16 protein-coding genes and 1 pseudogene are annotated in these 21225 nt (G+C 39.9%); 2 read left to right on the forward strand and 15 right to left on the reverse strand.

Annotated elements, in window-relative coordinates; genetic code table 11:
* Window positions 1-29: 29 nt before the first annotated feature.
* From PIECOFPK_RS09370 to PIECOFPK_RS09410, 9 genes and pseudogenes are all read right to left on the reverse strand, one after another.
* Window positions 30-1352, reverse strand: a complete 1323-nt coding sequence (locus tag PIECOFPK_RS09370) for a multicopper oxidase family protein (protein WP_409966816.1) — start codon at window positions 1350-1352, stop codon at window positions 30-32.
* Between the two features lie 27 nt (window positions 1353-1379).
* Window positions 1380-1763 (reverse strand): annotated as a pseudogene (locus PIECOFPK_RS09375) (multicopper oxidase domain-containing protein); the annotation flags it as partial.
* A 10-nt stretch (window positions 1764-1773) separates the two neighbouring features.
* Window positions 1774-3924, reverse strand: coding sequence for a heavy metal translocating P-type ATPase (locus PIECOFPK_RS09380; RefSeq protein ID WP_409965700.1), 2151 nt, complete (start codon window positions 3922-3924; stop codon window positions 1774-1776).
* Window positions 3925-4017: 93 nt separating this feature from the next.
* Entirely contained in the window at window positions 4018-4497 is a 480-nt protein-coding gene (locus PIECOFPK_RS09385) for a heme-binding domain-containing protein (protein WP_409965701.1), read from the reverse strand.
* 26 nt (window positions 4498-4523) lie between these two features.
* Window positions 4524-6104, reverse strand: a complete 1581-nt coding sequence (locus PIECOFPK_RS09390) for an efflux RND transporter periplasmic adaptor subunit (RefSeq protein WP_409965702.1) — start codon at window positions 6102-6104, stop codon at window positions 4524-4526.
* A gap of 25 nt (window positions 6105-6129) precedes the next feature.
* Window positions 6130-7596 carry a TolC family protein gene (locus PIECOFPK_RS09395; protein WP_409965703.1) on the reverse strand — a complete coding sequence of 489 codons (1467 nt, stop codon included), beginning with the start codon at window positions 7594-7596 and terminating at the stop codon, window positions 6130-6132.
* On the reverse strand, window positions 7583-11434 hold the full coding sequence (locus tag PIECOFPK_RS09400; RefSeq protein ID WP_409965704.1) for an efflux RND transporter permease subunit: 3852 nt from the start codon (window positions 11432-11434) through the stop codon (window positions 7583-7585). The genes PIECOFPK_RS09395 and PIECOFPK_RS09400 overlap by 14 nt, the downstream gene beginning before the upstream one ends.
* Window positions 11435-11527: 93 nt before the next feature.
* The gene (locus PIECOFPK_RS09405; RefSeq protein ID WP_409965705.1) at window positions 11528-12121 is read right to left on the reverse strand and encodes a DUF3347 domain-containing protein; all 594 of its coding nucleotides are present in this window, start codon (window positions 12119-12121) and stop codon (window positions 11528-11530) included.
* An 18-nt stretch (window positions 12122-12139) separates the two neighbouring features.
* Window positions 12140-12370 (reverse strand): hypothetical protein, encoded by a 231-nt coding sequence (locus tag PIECOFPK_RS09410; protein WP_409965706.1) that lies wholly within the window; start codon window positions 12368-12370, stop codon window positions 12140-12142.
* Between PIECOFPK_RS09410 and PIECOFPK_RS09415 the strand changes: the two genes are divergently transcribed.
* Entirely contained in the window at window positions 12369-12578 is a 210-nt protein-coding gene (locus tag PIECOFPK_RS09415) for a hypothetical protein (RefSeq protein WP_409965707.1), read from the forward strand. The two genes, PIECOFPK_RS09410 and PIECOFPK_RS09415, sit on opposite strands and share 2 nt — an antisense overlap.
* Here PIECOFPK_RS09415 and PIECOFPK_RS09420 read toward each other — a convergent pair.
* From PIECOFPK_RS09420 to PIECOFPK_RS09440, 5 genes are all read right to left on the reverse strand, one after another.
* A complete protein-coding gene (locus tag PIECOFPK_RS09420; RefSeq protein WP_409965708.1) occupies window positions 12575-13423 on the reverse strand; it encodes a DUF3347 domain-containing protein in 849 nt (282 codons plus the stop codon). The genes PIECOFPK_RS09415 and PIECOFPK_RS09420 overlap by 4 nt on opposite strands.
* 761 nt (window positions 13424-14184) lie before the next feature.
* Complete coding sequence (locus tag PIECOFPK_RS09425; protein ID WP_409965709.1) at window positions 14185-14619, reverse strand: alpha/beta hydrolase; 435 nt, start codon at window positions 14617-14619, stop codon at window positions 14185-14187.
* A 98-nt stretch (window positions 14620-14717) separates the two neighbouring features.
* Window positions 14718-15179: a Crp/Fnr family transcriptional regulator gene (locus tag PIECOFPK_RS09430; RefSeq protein ID WP_330975707.1), complete on the reverse strand. Its 462-nt coding sequence runs from the start codon at window positions 15177-15179 to the stop codon at window positions 14718-14720.
* Window positions 15180-16337: 1158 nt separating this feature from the next.
* Entirely contained in the window at window positions 16338-17084 is a 747-nt protein-coding gene (locus tag PIECOFPK_RS09435; RefSeq protein WP_330975706.1) for an SDR family NAD(P)-dependent oxidoreductase, read from the reverse strand.
* Entirely contained in the window at window positions 17074-18108 is a 1035-nt protein-coding gene (locus PIECOFPK_RS09440) for an ankyrin repeat domain-containing protein (RefSeq protein WP_409965710.1), read from the reverse strand. Before PIECOFPK_RS09440 ends, PIECOFPK_RS09435 begins: the two co-directional genes overlap by 11 nt.
* A 572-nt stretch (window positions 18109-18680) precedes the next feature.
* On the opposite strand from PIECOFPK_RS09440, the gene PIECOFPK_RS09445 reads away from it, so the two are divergent.
* Window positions 18681-19502, forward strand: a complete 822-nt coding sequence (locus tag PIECOFPK_RS09445; RefSeq protein WP_409965711.1) for an alpha/beta fold hydrolase — start codon at window positions 18681-18683, stop codon at window positions 19500-19502.
* 790 nt (window positions 19503-20292) lie between these two features.
* Here the strand turns inward: PIECOFPK_RS09445 and PIECOFPK_RS09450 are convergent.
* Entirely contained in the window at window positions 20293-21081 is a 789-nt protein-coding gene (locus PIECOFPK_RS09450; protein ID WP_330975703.1) for a dioxygenase, read from the reverse strand.
* Window positions 21082-21225 lie beyond the last annotated feature (144 nt).

Here is a 21225-nt window from a genome sequence, read left to right on the forward strand (position 1 = left end):
GTCGTTTCCATTGGTAGCGAAGTCATTTTCTAAAAATACATACGCATATTACTTTCTCTTTTAAGCATTCTGTATGCTTTTTCTTTGTTAGGAAGTAGTGGGTTGTGTAATTCTCCTACACTAAAAACCCGATTCATACCTGCCATCATATGATAAAGAATGTGACAATGAAAAAACCAATCACCTTCGGTATTGGCTGCAAACTCTATCACGTTGGTTTCCATCGGCATTATGTCTAAGACATTTTTCAGAGGGGAATAGTCGCCGTGTTCATTCAACACGCGGAAATCAAACCCGTGTAAGTGCATCGGATGTCGCATCATCGAGTTGTTGTATAAGGTGATACGGAGGATTTCACCCTTTTTTACCAATATCTTATCCGTTTCAGAAAACACTTTATTGTCCATACTCCACACATATCTGTTCATATTTCCAGTGAGTTCGAAGCGCATTTCACGAACTGGTAAATCTTTTGAAAGCGTAGTCTTTTCTGTCGCTTTCAGCATTCCATAATTGAGTGTTACTAGTTCAGTAGTGTTGGCCGTATGGTTTTCGTGTTGCTGATGATTTTCTGCGTTTGAGTGTCCGTGATGATGATCGTTTTGCCCAGAAACTTCAGGGTACATCACGGTATTCATATCCATTTGTTGCAGGCTCATTTCCATTCCCATATCGTGCATATCGCCGTTCATCTTCATCATATCATTCATCATTTTCATTCCTTCAAAGTACTTGAGCTTTGGCAACGGGGTAGTGAGTTGTTTTACTCCTGAACCTACATAGAGCGAAGCAGAACCCGAACGGTCTTCGGCAGTTGCCAAGAGTTCATAAGAAACACCTTCTTCAGGAATGGTGACGACAATGTCGTAGGTTTCTGAGACAGCCACAATGAGCCGATCTACTTCTACAGGCTCTACATCGTTTCCGTCGTTTGCTACAACTGTAATTTTACCACCCGCATAGGTGAGCCAAAAGTAAGTCGAGGCACCTGCATTAGATATTTTTAACCTCACTTTGTCTCCTGCTTTGAACTGTGATAGTTGGCTTTCGGGCACTCCGTTTATGAGGAATTTATCATAATAAACATCGCTCACATCCATTGCCAGCATCCGTTTCCACTCATTGGTGAGTTTGGTCTTGAAATGTCCTTCACGAATGGCTTCGGCATAACTTTGTGTAGCATCCTTTTTTATAGCAAACCAATCGCTGGCATTGCTTAACATTCTTTGGATGTTTTCAGGTTTATAATCCGTCCATTCGCTGATAATTACTGGAATGGTAGGCAGATCATCTATGCCTTTTCTGAAAGAGACATCATTTTCTTTTTTATTGAAAATGAGTGATCCATACATTCCAATTTGTTCTTGGTATCCGCTGTGGCTGTGGTACCAGTGGGTTCCGTTTTGTATCACCGGGAATCGGTACACGTGTGTGGTGTTTGGTTCTATCGGCATTTGTGTTAGAAGCGGAACGCCATCTTCCTGGTTGGGCAACTATACCCCGTGCCAATGTAGTGATGTACTTTCTTTTAGCTGATTGTGCACCACAATTTCAGCAGTATCGCCCTCTGTAAAAGTGAGCGTTGGCATCGGAATTTGACCGTTTACTGCAATGGCTCTTTTTTCTTTTCCGGCATAGTTTACCAATGTGTCTTTTACATATAAATCGTATCGCACTACTTTTTGTGCGAAAAGAGAAGTTGTTGCCAAGAGCATCAATGTTATCGGCAACAGTTTTTTTGAGAAAATATTTTGTATATCCATTTCAGAATTTTCATTTATTAATTTTTAAAAGGCTTGCATTTATGGCAACCACAATAGTACTTATGCTCATCAAAACCGCACCCATTGCAGGGCTTAAAACGAAACTCGGATAAAGCACGCCTGCTGCCAGTGGTATGGCTATCATATTGTAACCAACTGCCCAAAGCAGGTTTTGAACCATTTTTTTATATGTCCGTTTTCCAAAGTCAATCATCTTTACCACATCTCTCGGGTCACTGTTTACTAGGATGATATCAGCTGTTTCCGCAGCTACATCTGTTCCTGATCCCACAGCGATTCCGACATTAGCCTGTGCCAATGCAGGTGCATCATTGACCCCATCTCCAGTCATAGCAACAATTTCACCTTTCGCTTGATATTGCTTGACTTTTTCCTGCTTTTCGTGAGGCAGTACGTTGGCGATATAGTCGTCCATTCCCAATTGTTCAGAAACTGCTTTTGCAATTTTTTCATTGTCGCCTGTAAGCAGAATGGATTTGATACTCATCTTTCTTAACTCATCAATGGCTTCTTGCGCCCCCTCACGAATGCTGTCTGCCAACGTGATAATACCGATAACTTCATTATCAATAAAAACATAGTTGACTGTTTCAATGCTTTGATTGATTTCTTTGGGCGTTTCAGGCTCTGTAAGATTATTTTGTTTGAAATAATTAGGTCCTGCTGCTACTATTTCCTTTCCGTTTACTAATGCTTTGACACCTATGCCTGCCATATAGCTGAAATTCTCCGACTTCCATAGTTCAAGGTTTCTTTCTGCCAGCATTTTCAAAATACCTTTTGCAATGTGGTGTTCGGAATATTGCTGAACGGCTGCTGCATATTGTATCATTTCATCAGCAGAATATTTATCAGTAAGTGGGATCACTTTTTCTACTGCGTGAGAGCCTTTGGTAAGCGTTCCTGTCTTGTCGAAAATAATCGTGGATAGTTTTCGGGTAGTTTCAAATGCGGTACGATTGCGAATGAGCAAACCATTGGTAGCCGAAAGCGTTGTAGAAATGGCAACCACCAACGGAATAGCCACACCCAAAGCGTGGGGACAAGCCGTAACCATTACTGTAACCATTCTTTCCAATGCAAACGCAATATCTCCGCTACTGCTGAGCCAATAAATAAAAGTGATTACGCCTATTGCAATAGCAAGAAAGGTGAGCCATTTAGCTACTTTATCGGCAAGGTTTTGCGTATTCGATTTTGCTGCCTGTGCATCCTGAACCAAGTTGATTACCTTATTGAGGTAACTGTCTTTGCCTACTCCTGTTGCCGTAACACTTAACGCACCTTCGCCATTGATAGAACCTGCAATTACTTTTCCGTCTTTTTCTTTTTTTACCGGAACACTTTCGCCCGTAAGCATACTTTCGTTTACATAAGAAACGCCATCTACAATCGTTCCATCGGCAGGAATTTTTTCACCGGGTTTGATGATAATGGTTTCACCGTTTTTTAGGTCTTCGAGTTTTATTTTTATGGTTTCACCATTTCGCTCCACCGTAACATCGTTTGGTAAAAGTGCCACCAATGACTGCAATGCTTTTGAAGCTGCCATAGTAGAACGCATTTCTAACCAATGTCCCAAAAGCATAATCACGATAAGAGTTGCCAGTTCCCAAAAGAAGTCCATTCCCGGCAGACCAAAAACGACGGCAACCGAATAGATGTAAGCGACTGAAATAGCGATTGCCACCAATGTCATCATCCCAATAGCTTTGGCTTTTATCTCGCCTACCATTCCTTTCAGAAATGGCATTCCACCATAGATGTAAATAAAAGTTCCCAGCGCCAATAGCACATATTTATCTCCAGGAAAAGCAACCGTGAAACCAAACCATTCCTGTATCATTTGCGATAAGAGCAAAATGGGAACGGTAATGATTAAACTTACCCAAAAACGTTTGAGGAAATCGTGGGTATGATGTCCTTCGTGTTTATCGTAACCACTATCGGAATGATGATGGTTATGTTCGTCGCTATGTGTGGAATGTTCTTTATGGTCGTGATGATGATGGTGTCCGTGATGGCTGTGAGCTTCATTTTTTGCTCCACTCATTGGAACTAAATCCATTCCGCAAAGTGGACATTTCCCTGGCTCATCTTTAAGTATCTGGGGGTGCATTGGGCATGTGTATTTTTTCATAATAACAGTTTTAAGAATATTTCACAATATTTAATTTGCGATGATTTTAACACGCAAATCGAAGTTTTAACCTGTTCAGCTTATACGCTAAATTTATTCATTATCCATTAACGAATTAAAGTAATCGACTAATAATTTCTTATCTTCATTGCTCAAACGAGCACCCCCATGCATCCATAAATAAGAGGTTAATGGCATTTTATCTTGTTCAATTTGCTTGGTAATTTGCGTAAATTTTGAATTTAGTCTCCGGGAACCATAAGAAGGCAATTCATCAAAATTCAACTTTTCCTTTCCATCTTTTACATGCTTATCCATTAGCCATGCCATGGGTTGAATCTCACTGTACCAAGGATACTTCGTATTATTACTATGGCAATCGTAACAAGAAACAGCCAAAATTGCATTGACCTGTTCACTAACTTGAAAGGTATCAACAAAAGCCTTTCCTGCAGGAGAGTCTGATGTATTCTTTTGAGGTCTTACTAGCTGAATTAATAATAAAACAGCTAGCAAAACCATAAAGACTAGTTTTGATTTAGAAATTGCATTTTTTTTTCTTATGCCTTCCATAACGAACTAATTTAAATGATTAATGGTTAACGGGCATACAGACAACAGCTCGGCAGTCCGTCATAAACCGCCTTGGGAGCCTTGTCCAGCTCTGTATCGTGACCAACATTAGCAATAGCTTTGCTTATGGCACTTTTTGAGGTTACTTTTGAATCGAAATCCAAATGGATAACTTTGGCATTAACATCCCAGTTTGCGGAAATCACCCCCTTGACACTTTTCGCCGCTTTCTCAATCCGGCTTTTGCACATTTCACAATTTCCTGATACTTTCAACATATCATGGGTCTTATTGACATTGGTTTGAGCATCGCCATGCTGATGTCCGGCAGCCGATGCTGCGCCATCGTTATTCATCATACTGATTTTACCTTCCAGCTGGGCACTTGCATCAACGGTGAAAGCTCCCTTGGTCACGATTTCCTCGCCATTTTCCAGCCCCGACATAACAACATATTGGTCGCCCAATGAGGGGCCCAAGACGATCTCCCGAAGTTTAAAAGCAGGCGTGGATGTATTTGGCTGTTTTACGTAAACTATGGAGCGCTTCCCTGTCCATAAAACCGCCGACTTGGGAATGACTATCTCTTTACCCTTTCCTTTCAAAGGAGCTGAAGTACGTCCTGTAGCATACATCCCTGGTTTTAGATTACGGTCTATATTATCGGCTTCAACCCTAACCTTTGCAGTTCTCGAGCTAGCATCAATGATTGGATTAATAAAGGCTATCCGCCCTTTATATACTTTTCCGGGCACACTCTGTAAAGTATATTCCAATTGATCCCCAACTTTCAAAAAAGGTAAGTCGGTTTCATAAGCATCAAAAATCACCCATAACTTTGAAAGGTTTGAAATAGTGTATAATACGCTTCCTTGGTTGATATAATCTCCTTGGTTTACATTTTTTGATGTGACAACACCGCTTGTATTTGCGTATATATTTACATAAGGTGAAACGCTGTTAGATGCAAGGATTTCACTTATCTGATTTTCTGACACCTTCCATAAACGCAGCTTTTCTTTTGCAGCATCAAGCAATACCGGTTGGATATCCTGCAATTTTGCGGCTTCCAATAATTCCTGTTGTGCGGTCAGCAGATCAGGCGAATAAATCTTGGCTATCAGTTGACCTTCTTTCACGGATTCGCCAGTAAAAGTTACGTAGAGGTTTTCAATACGTCCATTAACATGCGATGTTTGGGATTGTTGTAAACGCTCATCTACCTGAACGGTTCCGTATAGCTGCACATCTTTGACAGCATCTTGATGACCGACAACCGAAGTCTGTATATTCGCTAATGCGATGGCCTCTTCGGACATCAGGATAGCGTCATCGTCAATCACGTCATCACCTCCTCCGGAAGATTTCAATGGGATTAAATCCATTGCACATAAAGGGCATTTACCCGGTTTGTCCATTCTGATCTGGGGGTGCATAGAGCATGTCCAAACGGTTTCACCTTCCTCGGTCACTTCCATTTCAAGATCATGACTGTGATCATGGGACGAATTCCCGCCAAATATCGCCCAGCCAAGCAGTAGTCCGGACAATAATATAACCCCGTAAGTTACCGCCTTATTTCTAAAAATATTTTTCAGTTTATTCATTGCTAAGAATTTTAAAATAATTGCATTATTTATGGTCTGCTAATAATTTTTTAATTGACACAACCATCGTATTATAGTTTGCAAGGGCCTCAGCTTTCCTAAGCTGATAATCCAATAATTGCCGCTGCACCTGAATAACGTTGGTCAAGTCACTTTTGCCTGTAACGAACTCTTTTACGATCAGGTTATATGTCGTTTGGGCGAGCGTAGTTTGTTTTTCGTACAGCTCGATGGCACGCTGAGCATCATCCAGTTGGCTTTTGAGACTGTAAAACTCGCTTTTCAAAGTGTTGAAGGTGTTTTTAAAGTTCTCTTCGCTTGATTTTCGCCATAGCCTGCTTTCGTTTTGCTGGGCATTGTATTTTTTACGGAAGAGCGGCAGGCTCACTGAAACCATGGGCATGACCATATCCTTGCCGTTCATCCCGTCCATTGCCAGCATTGAATTATTCGTCTTTCCCACAACCATGTATTCCACACCGATACCAATCATAGGGTAACTCATTTTCCGATCCATTTCCGCTTTTGCCTTAAATGCCAATCCTTCTTCGGTAATCATTTCAAGCATGGGGTTGTTTGTCTCAATAACCCTCAGCGCTTCTTCCTCGCTATATAAAAAATTCAGCTTGTGGATCTCTTGTCCCAACATTACTTCTTCATTGGCTTCCCTGTTCAGCAATGCATTGAATTTCGCTTTTTCGGCTTTGATCTGGGCATGTAAACTTTCAATGTTATTTTCAATTTCAGCGATTTCCAATTGGATACGAAGCACCTCTGACATACCCGATCCGGAGCCACCTTCCATTGCTCCCATGCCACCACCGGACGGCATACTCATATTCTGATTAGTAGCAGGAGCTGAATTGCCTCCTCCCATACTCATCCCTCCCATACCCGATGGAGTGCTAGAGCTGGTTGTTGAGGAAGGCGTATTGCTGCTTACAACGGGTGCTGCACTTGATTGTGAGGTGCTTGAGGGCGCAGAGAATTTCCGTATTGCCAATTGTTCCAATTGCTCCAAGAGTGCTTTGTTTTCTTGGTTATTCCTCAATTGTTCATTCAATTTTTGCATCGTGTACCACTGTGTGCTGACCTGAAGGATCAGATTATTTATGGCTTCCCGATACTGTTGATATTGCATATTGGCCATATGTGTAGCCTCTGTGCGAGCTGCTTTTCTCGTGCCAAACCATGGAAACATTTGCATCAAGCTCACATTTCCAATAGAACGCCCTCCTATAATTTCCATAGGCATCGTATATGCTTCCAAGGACAATTCGGGGTCTTGGTATGCTCCGGCTTGCGGAATTTTTTCAAGGTATGCCTCATGCGCATACTTTTGTGATTTTACACCCGGATTATTTTCGATTGCGACTTGTATATAATAGGACAGCGAATCGGTGGGGTAGTCTTGGGCTAAAGCTTGCGAAAAAATGCTTAAGCTTGTTAATACAGCCACGGTTATATACCGATTTATCTTATTCGTTTTCATTCGCTATATTTTTATTATTTTTCCTATTTTCTTTTTTAGTGGCAGATTCTCTCCACCAGCATTGGAATACCGGAACCACAAACATGGTCATGGATTGGATTAGCATGCCGCCGAAAGTCGGGATGGCCATTGGTACCATGATTTCCGCACCTTTACCGGTAGAGGTCAGGACAGGCAGTAAGGCGATCAGTGCTGTAGCAGTGGTCATCGCTGCCGGTCTGACACGCTTTAAGCCTGCGTATATGACTGCTTCCCGTATTTCATCTTTTGTTCTGGGGTTCCGTGCTTCAAATGTATCGTGGATGTATGTTCCCATTAATACACCATCACTCGTCGCCAGTCCGAACAGGGCGATAAATCCTACCCAAACGGCAATGCTGAGATTGATGCTGTGCATCTGGAACAGATCCCTCATATTTGTCCCTCCGACAGAGAAGTCCATAAACCAGGGCTGCCCGTAAAGCCATAATAAAATAAAGCCACCTGCAAGTGCTACAAAAACACCGGAAAAATGAATTAACGATGCTGTAACCGTTCGGAACTGAAAGTAGAGAATTACTAAAATGGCTAACAAACTCAGTGGTATAATAAGCATTAGCCTTTTTGCGGCACGCTCTTGTTGTTCATAATTGCCAGCAAATTTATAAGTCACTCCGTTAGGCAAACTTAGTTCTCCGGATGCGATTTTTTCCTGTAAGATTTGATCGGCTTCACGGACGACTTCAACTTCAGCTTTACCGCTTATTTTGTCAAAGATGACATAGCCCAACAAAAACGTATTTTCACTTTGGATCATCTGTGCACCCTTGGCGTACTCGATGTCTACTACATCCCCCAATGGGATCTGTGCGCCAGTGGCTGTAGGGATGATTATTTTTTTTAAAGCTTCAGGATCATCTCTCAACTCACGCGGATAGCGCAGGCGAACCGGGAACCGTTCCCGACCTTCGACCGTGCTGGTCAATGTCATACCGCCTACGGCTGCACTGATTACTTCCTGAAGCTCGGCAACGGTAATACCGTATCTGGCCATTCTATTCCGGTTCAGATGGATTTCGATATAAGGTGCACCTACTGCACGGTCGTAAAAGACCGTAGATGGCATGATCGATGGTATGTCTTTCAAGGCAGTTTCCAATGCTTTTCCGCCCGCTTCTATCGATTCAAGGTCAGGCCCGAATACTTTTAAACCCATGGGAGCTCTCATACCGGTAGAAAGCATGACCAGCCTTGCTTCAATGGGTTGCAGTTTTGGTGCGGAAGTCAGGCCCGGCAAATGCGAAACATTGACAATCTCCTGCCAAATGTCGTCCGCCGTTTTTATCTCGGGACGCCATTGGCGGAAGAACTTGCCGCCTTTATCTATGATAAGGCTATCTCGTGGAATTTGTCTGAATCCTTGATCTATATGGTAGGTATCTCCGTTAATCAGTTCAAAATGCCCGTCACTATTGGTTTTAAACCGCTCTCTATGACCGTCTTCGTCCAAAATATACTCAGGTATATAATTGATGGTATTTTCAAACATTTGGGTAGGTGCCGGGTCAAGTGCAGAATTCACACGGCCCCATTTTCCTACGATAAGTTCGACTTCCGGTATGTTTTGAATACGTTTATCAAGTGTTCTGATCAATTGCAGGTTTTGTTCAATCCCAGTATGCGGCATACTGGTGGGCATCAAAAGGAAAGAACCTTCATTGAGGCTTGGCATAAATTCCTCCCCGATACCGGGAAATGTTTCGGTGGATTTTTGCCAGAAGGCAGTCTCCCGAAATGACTTCCAACCTATCTTTTCGAAGCCATTTGCAACAAAACCAAAACTCTTCTCTACGCCCATCCATGCTAACATTCCGAATAATAAAGTAATGATAGGGATGGCCATGAATTTCCACCGGTTGGAAAGTGACCAACGCAGGATCTGTTCATAATAGATCACCAATGCCCATAACATTCCCAGGATGGAACCAATGGCAAAGAATACGAACACAAAGTTAAGTGTGGTGCTTGCCTGTGTGCCGAGTGGCAGCCACTCAACCGTCAGGTAATACATCGCTACAAAAAGTGTGATAGCTACATTAACGTAGTTGGCAATTTTTTCTCCTTTCCATCTTGGTGTAAACAGGTTGTTGACTCCGATCAAAGTCAATGCGAACACCACAAAAATACCTGAATAGATCCAAAGGCCGATACCGGCTACCACCAAAACATAGTTGGCTAACCGACGTATTTTATTTCCATTTATCCGGATCGAAAAAACATAATACGCCAGTGTGGGCAATAAGATAATTCCCACTACAAACGTTGATACCAAGGCAAAGGTTTTGGTATAAGCCAATGGACCGAACAGTTTTCCTTCCTGTGCTTCCATCATGAATACAGGCAAGAAACTGATGATAGTGGTGAGCATTGCCGTTGACAACGCTCCGGAAACTTCTGAAACCGCCCGGGAAATCAAGTTTATAAAGGCTTTTCCCCGACTATCAATTCCCTTGGCTTTTTCTTCATCCATATGCCGCAGGATACCTTCGATAAAGACGATTCCGACATCTACCATGACCCCAATGGCAATTGCGATTCCCGAAAGAGCCACAATATTTGCCTCGACTCCCATTTGTTTCATGATGATAAAGGTCGCCAGCACACCAATGGGCAGAATACTGGATATGAGAATGGATGCTCGCAGATTGACGACCAGAACGATGACAACGATAATACAAATCAGTATTTCGTGTGCCAGCGCATTTTCTAACGTTCCGATCGTTTCCTGAATTAAACCGGAACGATCGTAAAAGGGTACAACGGTAATTTTTGAGATGGTACCATCCGCCAACGTTTTTTGAGGGAAGCCTGCCTCCATTTCTTTAATCTTTTCCTTGACATTGTTGATGACAGCCATTGGGTTTGCGCCATGTCGGGCAACCACTACGCCGCCGACAGCTTCAACGCCTTCCTTATCCAATCCGCCACGCCGCGTGGAAGGCCCTAAATTGACAAAACCAACATCCTTAATTTTTACAGGTACATTGTTTCGAACGGTGACCACGGCATCTTCCAAATCTTTTACACTCTTTATATACCCCAATCCACGCACCAGATATTCCGCCTTGTTTATTTCGATTGTCTCTGCACCGATATCCAGGTTGCTGTTTTGGATAGCCGACATGATATCCATTACGGATACATTGTATGCGCGCATCGCATCTGGATTGATATCGACTTGGTATTCTTTTACGAAACCTCCGATGGAAGCTACTTCGGAAACCCCCTCCAATGCTGCCAAATTATATTTTACATAGAAATCCTGCACAGTACGCAGTTCATCCGGATCCCAGCCACCGGCAGGTTTTCCGGTCTCTGGATTTCGTCCTTCCAGTGTGTACCAGAATACCTGACCCAAAGCAGTGGCATCCGGTCCGAGTGTAGGCGTTACGCCGGATGGTAATGTGCCGGCAGGCAATGAATTCAGTTTTTCCAGAATACGGGAACGGCTCCAATAAAACTCTACATCTTCCTCAAAAATTACATAGAGGAAGGACATTCCGAACATCGAACTGCTCCGGATCGTTTTTACGCCGGGGATGCCCAGTAAGGCGGTCGTGAGTGGATAGGTAATCTGTTCCTGTATATCTTTGGGAGACCTTCCCATCCATTCCGTAGCCACGATTTGCTGATTCTCTCCAATGTTTGGGATCGCATCGACTGGAACAGGATCACTTGGCAAAACCCCCTGATGCCAATTGAAGGGTGCTGTAATCAGCCCCCATATCAGGACAACCAGAAGTAATAAGAGTGTTATTACTCTGTTTTCCAAAAAATACTTGATTATTTTATTAAGCATAACATATACATTGTTTACATTTTAATATCAGATACGAGCTTACAGAAGTTGGCCCGTATCCGATATTTGAATTTCAAATCTTAATCAGAGTTTTTACTTCAGTTCTTCCTGAACTTCACCACATGTTAGCATATCTTCACCATAGTAAGGGTTTTTGATTTCCTTGCTATCACTCAGCCAGTATGCGCCCTTGTTGTCATCATACATCGGGCAAAAGACTTTATATAAAGGTTTGTCTGTGCCAAATGTCTTTGCTATATCGTAAAAATCCTTACTCAACATCACTAAATGCTCTCGTTGATGAGCAATATTGCCCACGTTGTCTGAGATATGTTCTGCATGTTCTTTAATTTCCGCAGCAATATCCTCGTATGTAGTTTTGTCTTCCGCACTGAATCCATCTGATTTGATTTTTGAAAGGGCTTCTAGCATTCCTTTGGATGCATTAGCGGCTTCTTTATCATTATCTGACGACAATGCAAATGTGAGATGTTGGTAGTGAGAAAACAATTCAGAAAAATTGCCCTGTTCAGGGTTTTCTGTACTGTTATCTGAAGGTATTGTTTCAGTTACAGGAGCAGAAGTTTGCTCTGTACTTGCGGCTTTTTTCTCTGTATTTCCGTTACATGCTGTTAAAGCCAGTATTGAAGAGGCGATTAAGCCTAAAAATAAATGTTTCATTGTCATGATTTCTGTTTTTAATAATTAAAATTGATTTATGTAATTTGTATATGTAGTATTATTTTCAAAATATGATACTTCCCCGTGGTTGCCCGTAATTGCTATTATAGCAGTCGCTTTATCTATCTGCTTTTTGGAAAATGGATCTATGGCAACGCGTGTAGAAGGATCTTTTGGAATGCGTTCTTTACACATTTGGCAACATCCGTAATATATTTTTCCTTCAAAATTTACCTCAAATTGTTTTTTGCCCATGTATTCATTGTTGACCATGCATACCTCTTCCGACGGAACTACATCGCCCATTTCAAAGGCATTGTGGTCACGGGTATTTGTATTTGAGCTTTTTGAAGTATATGTATTGTCTTACACCTTTAGTGTAGGGTTATTGTTGCATGAACTAAATATGACTACAATAGAAGTAACGATCCCAATCAATAGACATCTCATAATGGCTGACTAATTTAATTTTTCAACTGTACTACCACACGTTAGCATTTGTGAACCGTAATAAGGGTTTTTAATCGCATTTTCTTTGCTCAACCAATTTGCTCCTTTGCCTTTGTTCGCCATTGGGCAATGTTGATAATAAACAGGCGTTTCCTGATTTGAAACTTTTATCAGTTCGTACATATTTTTTGAAAGGCTCATAAAATGGTCTCGCTGATGTGCCACATCTTTGGTTTCAGCAATGTGTCCTGCATCAAAGGCAAGGTCTTTCATTACTTTCATCCAAACCGTATGTTCCTCGTTTGATAGTTTATTCATTTGCACAGCGTCAAGAGCGGTTAGCAATTCTTTTGCTTTAGTGGAAGTGGTGTTTGCGTCAGATTTTACCAATGCATCTTTTACCGAAAAATAGTTGTTAAAAACAGATTTCAGTTGGTTTACTTCCTGCATTTCTGTAGATGCGGTATGACTGGAATGGTCGTGTGTTTCCGTTTTCGATTCTGCTTTTGCAACAGGTTTGTTCACACGTTCGTACTGGCAACATTCAGGTAATTTTGCATATACATCATCAGGGGCAAGAAATTGGTCGCTGTCGTAACCTGCCAACGCAATGCGTTTCAGGATTTCATCCTGATTTGTTTTTGTACTGTCATAAGTTAGGACAGCCGTTTTAGTGTCCTTGTTCCAATCTACTTGGGCTACTTTTTTTATGTTCCCTGCTTTTTCGATAGTGCTTTTGCACATACCGCAGTTTCCGTAAATCTTTACGGTTTCTGTTTTGGCGTTTTTAATTTGAGCGTTACACGCTGTGAATGATAGCAATAGTGTAATTGCCACCAATATTTTTATTGATTTCATCTTTTTAAAATTAAATGTTTAACGAATAATAGAATTTGAAAGCAAGAAAAATGCTTTCAATAGGACACAGCTATGGCTGACAAGGTAAGAAATTAGCTTATTTTAGGCGGTTGCCAAATGGAGTGATAACCCGAAGAAAAGTATGGGTCTGAATAAAGAAAGAATTGTTTTTGAGCAACAACTAATAAATTGTATTTGAGTTCACGTGTAGAAGGAATAAAGCTAAAACTAACTGTAGGGCAATGGCAAGATGAATGTCCGCATTTGCCCCCACAATCGTCATTGTCTTTTTGGTTATGCGAACTTTTATTTTTGCAACAGTCATTTTTGTCTGTCTGTGAAGTTTTTTTGTCGCAACAAGATTTTTCGGTTTGTGTGTGAGATTTACTACAAGCATAAGTCAGTGTTGGTGTCAAAAAGAAACCAAGCAATGCTATGAGTAATATGTAAATCTGTTTTGTCATTTATTATCTATCTGCAAAGGTATAAAAAATTTTCGGTGGCAAAAAATGGCTCTTTTTTTTGTGAAGGGTTGGCTTGTGTGTTGGGGAAAACCAAATGTGCTATTTGTGCGGTTGGCCAAAAATTGTTTTTAAAAAATTTGCGTTGGCAAAAAAAAATGGGGTAGGTCAGCGTGTCGGGTTTCTCGCTGTCCGTTAGTTTTAACGTCTATATATTGGTCGCTTTTCAAAATGGTTTGCCCTAGTGTGAATGTTCAAATTTTGGTCGTCCGTTTAATTTTAGCACTGTCGTCTGTTACACTAGCCGGTAACTTTAAAATAGGCGTACACATCTTTATAGTTAGAAAATGGAGCTAAAGGATAATCAGGTACTATTATCGAACAATTAGTCTTTTCTAGTAGTTCATGTACAAGATCCCAATCATATTTTGTTAGGTTGGATATATACCCACCTCCATGTATGTATAGGATTACTTTAGATGAACTACTTTGTTTAGGTGTAAACGTCCAAACTTTTCTCTTATTGATGTTCCGTATTTCAGTATTAAAGTCAGATATCAAATCACTTGTAGGTTCTGTAGGTTGGGAGGGGTATCTGTTGCTCTTAATGCGCTTCTCAATATCCTTTTTCTTCCCGACCACTGTCATCAATGACTGTAACAACTGAGATTTAAAACTTGGAGAGGAAGAATGTACATAGGTTACCGATGTAGCTGTTTGTGATTGCCCGATCATTGTTTTTATAATTAACAAGGTGAATAGTGATATTGAACGTATGCTCATTCCTTTTTGCAAAGGAAATTGAATGTTCCATATCAAACAATGAACCTGGGTTAAGAAATTCGTCTTCTTATCCTACTTAATGCTTGAGGGGTGATACCAATATAAGAAGCGATATACTGTAAAGGGATTTTTTTAATTAATTCGGGTTGTTCTGTGAGGAGGTTTAAATAACGCTCTTCAGCAGTATCATTTAAAAAAGAGATTTCACGTTTTACTTTTTCTAAAAATAGTTTTTCCGTTGCGAGTCGACCTATCAGATTGCCTCTTTCAGTTTCACGATATAGGGTTTGCACATCCTCATAGGAAAGTCTCCACAATTTTGTTGGAGTGATGGTTTCGATGTGGTATACCGAGGGTTGTCTGGTGAGGAAAGAGTCATAAGCACCAATAAAGTCATTAGCAAAAGTAAGCTCAAAAGTGATTTCTTTATTTTCCTTGGGTATATAGTATCGAACAATACCTTCTTCAATAAAAGAAACGTATCGCTCTACTTGACCTTTTTTCAGAATCAAGGTCTTTTTAGGGAATTCCTGTTGAATAAATTTTGAAGCTATTCTATGCCAGTCCTGCTCAGTAAAGTCTGCATACTTATTTCGAAAAAATGCTTAATCTGTTCCACCGTTGAGATGATTTTTACTTGCAAAGGTTTGCATTAAAAAACATTTTTGATTTGACGGTAATATTTTACCCCTATTGGCTAAGAGAATACTATGAATAGCGGATATTGAGTACTATCTTGCCATTCGTTTGTCCTAGCACGATTTAATTGAAATTAAGAAAAAATTGACTGTTTTTGGTATAAGGTGCTATTGAAGTTTACCACAGGATTTTATTGGACATTATATATTCGGATTAAAACTACTCCATCATGCTTATTTTGGCCTATGATTTAATTTAATTTTTCTGGGAGTGTACTTTTTATTTTGTTTATTTTGTTTAAATATCAATTATTTTTTGACCATATATGCTCAAATAATGTTTTAATAGGCTTTCGTAAGGATTATTCCCGATGCTAGACCCAAATACTTTCCTTTCTTAGTTATAACTTGGTTTTGTGTCATTTCTTCAAAATATTTTTGATCAATTATCCCACTTTTGAGCACTGGCTAGAAACTTTCCATAATCTTCTATCGTTGTCAACAAGTCATCTGCAGCGTTGGGCGTTTTATTTTTCTACTATTTCATAAGCCTTCCCTTCTTTATTGTGACCAATTGCTAATTTAGTAGTGTCTATATCTTTGTCCCAAATATATTTTTGTCGTTCATCTTTAATGAATGGAAAATGAGCTCATAAGCCAATTGTTACAGAGATTTATTAAACTTCTTTCCAAGGCTTTTCGCAGGTATTCCATACCTTCTCCCGATATTTATATTGGGTTTCTGAAGCAAGCATAAAGGATAGTTTTTTAGTTGCTGTCATCCAGCGCCAATTGGGAAATCCAGTTTAAAGACTTAGTATTAATCTTGTAGTTAATTTTCTATGTCAGGGGGCAGATAGCAATATCAGGATCTATCCAATATTTGTAAATGGGTTCATCTAAAGTCGATTTACCTAAACTTATTAGCCTTAGTGCAATTATTAGGCTGTTCGATAGTGGACAATTGATAGTTAATGACAATCCTCCCATTGACATTGGGAATTGATCATAGTTTCAATTTCTTTTGTAAAATTATTCATCAAAATGAACAGCTGTTAGTCCTCCATCAACAACTAGTTCCTGTCCATTTATATAGGATGCCATATCAGAAGCAAGAAAAAAAACTGTATTAGCAATTTCAGAAGAGTGAGCAAATCGACCGATAGGGACTTTTGCTATTGTAGCTTTATAACGCTCGGGACTTATATGCGATTCATTAAACTGATCGGTATTGGTATACCCCGGACTAATCGTATTAACGCGTATTTTGCGAGGCGCTAATTCCAGTGCCAATACTTTGGCCAAATAAGCAATAGCAGCTTTGGAAGATGCGTATAATGCCGCAGTGGGAAGTCCTCTCAAATGTGTCCATGAGGCGTTAATAATTATACTACTGCCTATTTGCATGAGTGGGAGCAACTTTTGTATAGTGAAGAAAACTGCTTTATAATTAATGGCAATTAATTTATCAAAGTCCTCATAGCTAATTTCATCGAATCTTTTAAACATACCTATACCTGCATTTACAAAAAGTGTATTTAGTCCTGTTGTATAGGCATTTACTTTTGAGTATAGATTATTTATATCTTCGGTTTTAGATGCGTCTGATATAAAGGCTTGAAAAGAGGGATATTCTTCAATGACTTTTTGTAGTTTTTTTTCATTACTGCCGGTAAGAATTACTTGATAACCTTCTTCGAAGAATTTTTTTGCGGTAGCAAGTCCAATTCCTGATGTTCCGCCTGTAATAAAAATTGTCTTAGGATGATTATTTGCCATAGTTTTCAAAAAGGTTTATAATTTCTGTTCTATTATATTTTTCTGCTAATTCATAAGCTGTGAGCCCATCCCAGCCTTTTAAATCTATAGCAGCTCCGGCATCCAGTAAAATCTTTACGATGTCCGTATGCCCTTGCCAAACGGCATCGTGTAAGGCCGTGTAGCCGTTAAAAGGACCTTGTTGATCTATGATTTTCTTAAAATCGGGATGATCTACTAATAACCTCATCACTTGGTTATTACCCATATAAGCAGCTTTGTGTGCTGGAGTAGCCTTCATCAATCCGCAAGTTATCGTCATATCTGCTCCTGCATCCAATAATACTTTTACTGTTTTGGTATGCCCATCTCGGGCAGCGATTAATAAGGGGGTATGTCGACTGTTAGGCCCGTGTCCACATGGATAAACATAATTAACATCTGCTCCTTTCAACAAAAGTGAAGCCACTTTAGTTGCCTTTATGGAATCCTCCAGTGTGCTATCAATAATTATATGAATCATTTGTTTGCTGTGTTTATCAATAATTTGACGATTCTTGGCTTCCTTCAATAATTTTTCGATTTCACTGAGAGGACTTTCGATAACGGAATTATCATTTTTGTTTTCTTTCCCTAGCATATCAAAAACATTTCTACCATCTGCTGATTGCGCATCTAAGTAAATGTCTGGTATTGTTAGTAGATACCTAACGATATCTATATTTTGGTGCCAAACTGCTACCATGAGAGGTGTCATTCCATGTAAACCCGAAGGCTGATTGTAAAGAGCTCCTGCTTCTACAAGTTTTTGAACGATGTGGACATTGCCTCCCTGTACCGCATAGTGAAGCGGCGTAGCTCCGGTAATGGAATCCAGTAGAAACACTGCACGATTATCTTTTTCAATTATTCTTTCTACATGCAAAGAATCTCCTTTCTTAATAGCTTCATGAAGGCCGCTTATGCTTTGAGCAAGGATAATGTTTTGGAAGGAGTAGCAACAACAAAAAAATATAAGAATGCTTATATAAATTCTTTTACGCATACAATTTCTTTTTATATTTTGCAAAAGAACAATACATTCACTAATGAAAAGATCAATTGTGAATGCTATATAAAAAGATAACTATCTTCTCAGTCATATATAAATGCCATCAAGAGGTCATGATAAAAGATTCTAAGTCTCATTTTGTAATGCCCATATTTAGAAGCGATTTTAGGGATCAAAAATATTAGATGAGTTTCGGGAAAATATTAAACTGGTTTAAGATTTTATTTTCTTTTTTTATATTTTGTAGGCTTTTATAAGCATACTGCTTCTATACACAATTAACGCTTTAGAAGCATCGAAAAGTAGAATTATTAATTGGAAAATATCAGAGGCTATACTTATAACGAGTTACGTACCCATCCTATCTTACTGATTTTGCTATCTGTAGAATCCGATACTATAATATAATTGGTGTGTTGGCTAAGGCTTATCAATTCTTTTTTACTCTTCGAACTCTGGTAAAGGGAAAAAAATACAATTTATAGCGAAATCCGTCCATTGAACAGCCCTCGTTTACATACCAACTTTGTGTTAGAAAATTTGCTAACAACTAAAATTACTTCATTATGAAAACATTAACACTTAAAGACGGAACAGAAATCTTTTATAAAGATTTTGGATCAGGACAACCAATTTTCTTTCATCACGGTTGGCCTTTGTCATCTGATGATTGGGATGCACAGATTATGTATTTCCTTGAACGAGGATATCGTGTTATAGCACACGACCGTAGGGGGCATGGTCGTTCCACTCAAACTGCAGTAGGAAATGATATGGATACATTTGCTTCTGACGTGAATGAGTTAGTGGAGCATTTGGATTTGAAAAACACTATTCACGTGGGACACTCCACTGGAGGGGGAGAAGCTATCAGGTATGCGGCTAAATACGGAAAAGGAAGAGTGTCTAAAGTGGTATTGATCGGGGCTGTAACTCCTTATATGATTAAAAACGAAAACAACCCCAAGGGAGTTCCCATTGAGGTTTTAGATGATATCCGTAATAATACTAAAAACAATCGCTATCAATTTTTCAAAGAATTGCCAATTCCGTTTTACGGATTCAATCGGGATGGTGCCAAACTGATCGAAGGATTGAGAGATAATTGGTGGAGACAAGGAATGATGGGAGGCGTAAAAGCACAATACGATAGTGTAAAAGCTTTTTCTGAGACTGATTTTACCGAAGATTTGAAAACTGTAGATGTGCCTGTTTTAGTATTACACGGTGATGATGATCAGATTGTTCCTTATGAGGCCACTGCTCTGCGTTCGATAGAGTTACTACAAAAAGGTAAAATAATCATATACCCGGGATTGTCACACGGAATGCTTACCGTAAATGCAGATATCATTAACAAGTCTATTTTAGACTTTATTAAATCTTAAGAATTCCCTGAAGGTGGGATCTTCGTCTCACCTTCTTCATCTTCTTTTTATGGCTTTCGAGAATCAATGAAATGGATATAGGTGATGAGCAATCCATCTAATCTGAGGGAAATGGACATGGTGTATTTAGTAGGAGATGGTTAAATTTAATCCGAAGCTTAAGAAGTTTTCAAGGTCTCGACTTCATAATATTATATTAGTAGATGAGATGCTATTTGCATCTCTTTTTTTGTGTTTCAGATAGGGGTTTACTTGCATTTTCGCATTGATCTAAAACCATATTCATACCAGATTGTGAGATATCTTAGTTTTATCTGATTGTGCATGTAGATTTTTTTAACCCTATTTGGAAAGTTCTTTATACTATGATGGTCCTGATTGTTACGCTTGGATTTGGCCAACAAACTTCGGGCTCATCAAAATTAATTTGCTGTACAATTTTTCTGAGGCTGTAAAGTTTTCCGACTCCGAAAGTGGGAGAGGCTCGAACGGAGTTCCCCCACACACAGAGCTCCAGCTCCGGTATTGAGTTGTAATTTTGCTATTAAAAATAAGAGGGGCTGTTATATAAATTTATAATCTAAATCTTGGATGAGAGATAGTGGAGACTGTTGTGTTGTGCATAGCTTTGATAGTTTTCTTATTCTTCCTTCCAATATGCATTTAAAAGGCTATACATTTCTTCGTGTGCGGCCAAACCGAGGTGATCTTCAAGTGTCTTATTGTGGTAAGGTTTCTCCTTGTAACTAAATTCTTCCAATGGAATAGAGGATTATAAGATGCATACGCATCACTCCACCACAAAACTCCTCTCACTAAAAGCAGGAAGGGAGGGTTCGCCTTCGTAAAAGTAGCGGATCGCATCTTTGGAGTCGGTGAGCCCTAAGCTGTAAAGTACGGGTACAAAGTGATCTGGAGTGGGAGCGGCTAGTTTTCCTAATTGGTGACTGTTTTCGTAATGAATGATGTTTTCAAAGTTGCGTTCGTCAATCTGCTTTTTAATCCAGGCATCGTATTCGGCTTCCCATCCGTAAGGCGTCATGTCGTTCGTAAATAACTTTCGGCTGGCAAGCGGTAGGTTGTGGATGAGAGCACCACTGCCGATGATTAGTACACCTTTTTCGCGCAGAGGTTTTAGCTGCCTACCCAGTTCATAATGGTAGGAGGGTGGGGCATAGTAATCAATGCTCATTTGAAATACCGGCACATCTCCTTCGGGAAATAGGTGCATCAGCATAGGCCAGGCACCATGATCAAGCCCCCATTCGGTAGTTTCCTGCACAATGGGAGCTACCTTTTTAACTTCTTTGGCCACATCAGGAGCCCCGTGTGCATGGTAGTATACCTGATAATAATGCTCTGGAAAACCATAGTAATCGAATATCTGCTTTTGCTCCTGCGATATGTTTACGTACGTACCACGCGTACACCAATGCGCTGAAATGATCAGCGCCGCCTTTACGTCGTAATGCTGTTTAAGGTAATTGCCCAGTTCAAATAGCCGCTCCCAAAAAGGGCGCTCTTCCTTTGAAAGCGGAATATCCATCGGATTTCCGTGAGAGGTAAATAATACCGGCATCCGTTTGCTTTGGATGGGGAGCGTGTCAGTAAAAGCCTTTAGGGTACTAAGTGTATGCATTGGTGTAAACAAAATCAAATTTAACTATCCTTACTATAGCTTGTATAAATCAATGTCTAAACATCATTTATTTAACAAAGATAC

The organism is Chitinophagaceae bacterium C216 (genome assembly GCA_028485475.2).
GTDB classification, from domain to species: Bacteria; Bacteroidota; Bacteroidia; order Chitinophagales; family Chitinophagaceae; genus Niabella; species Niabella composti.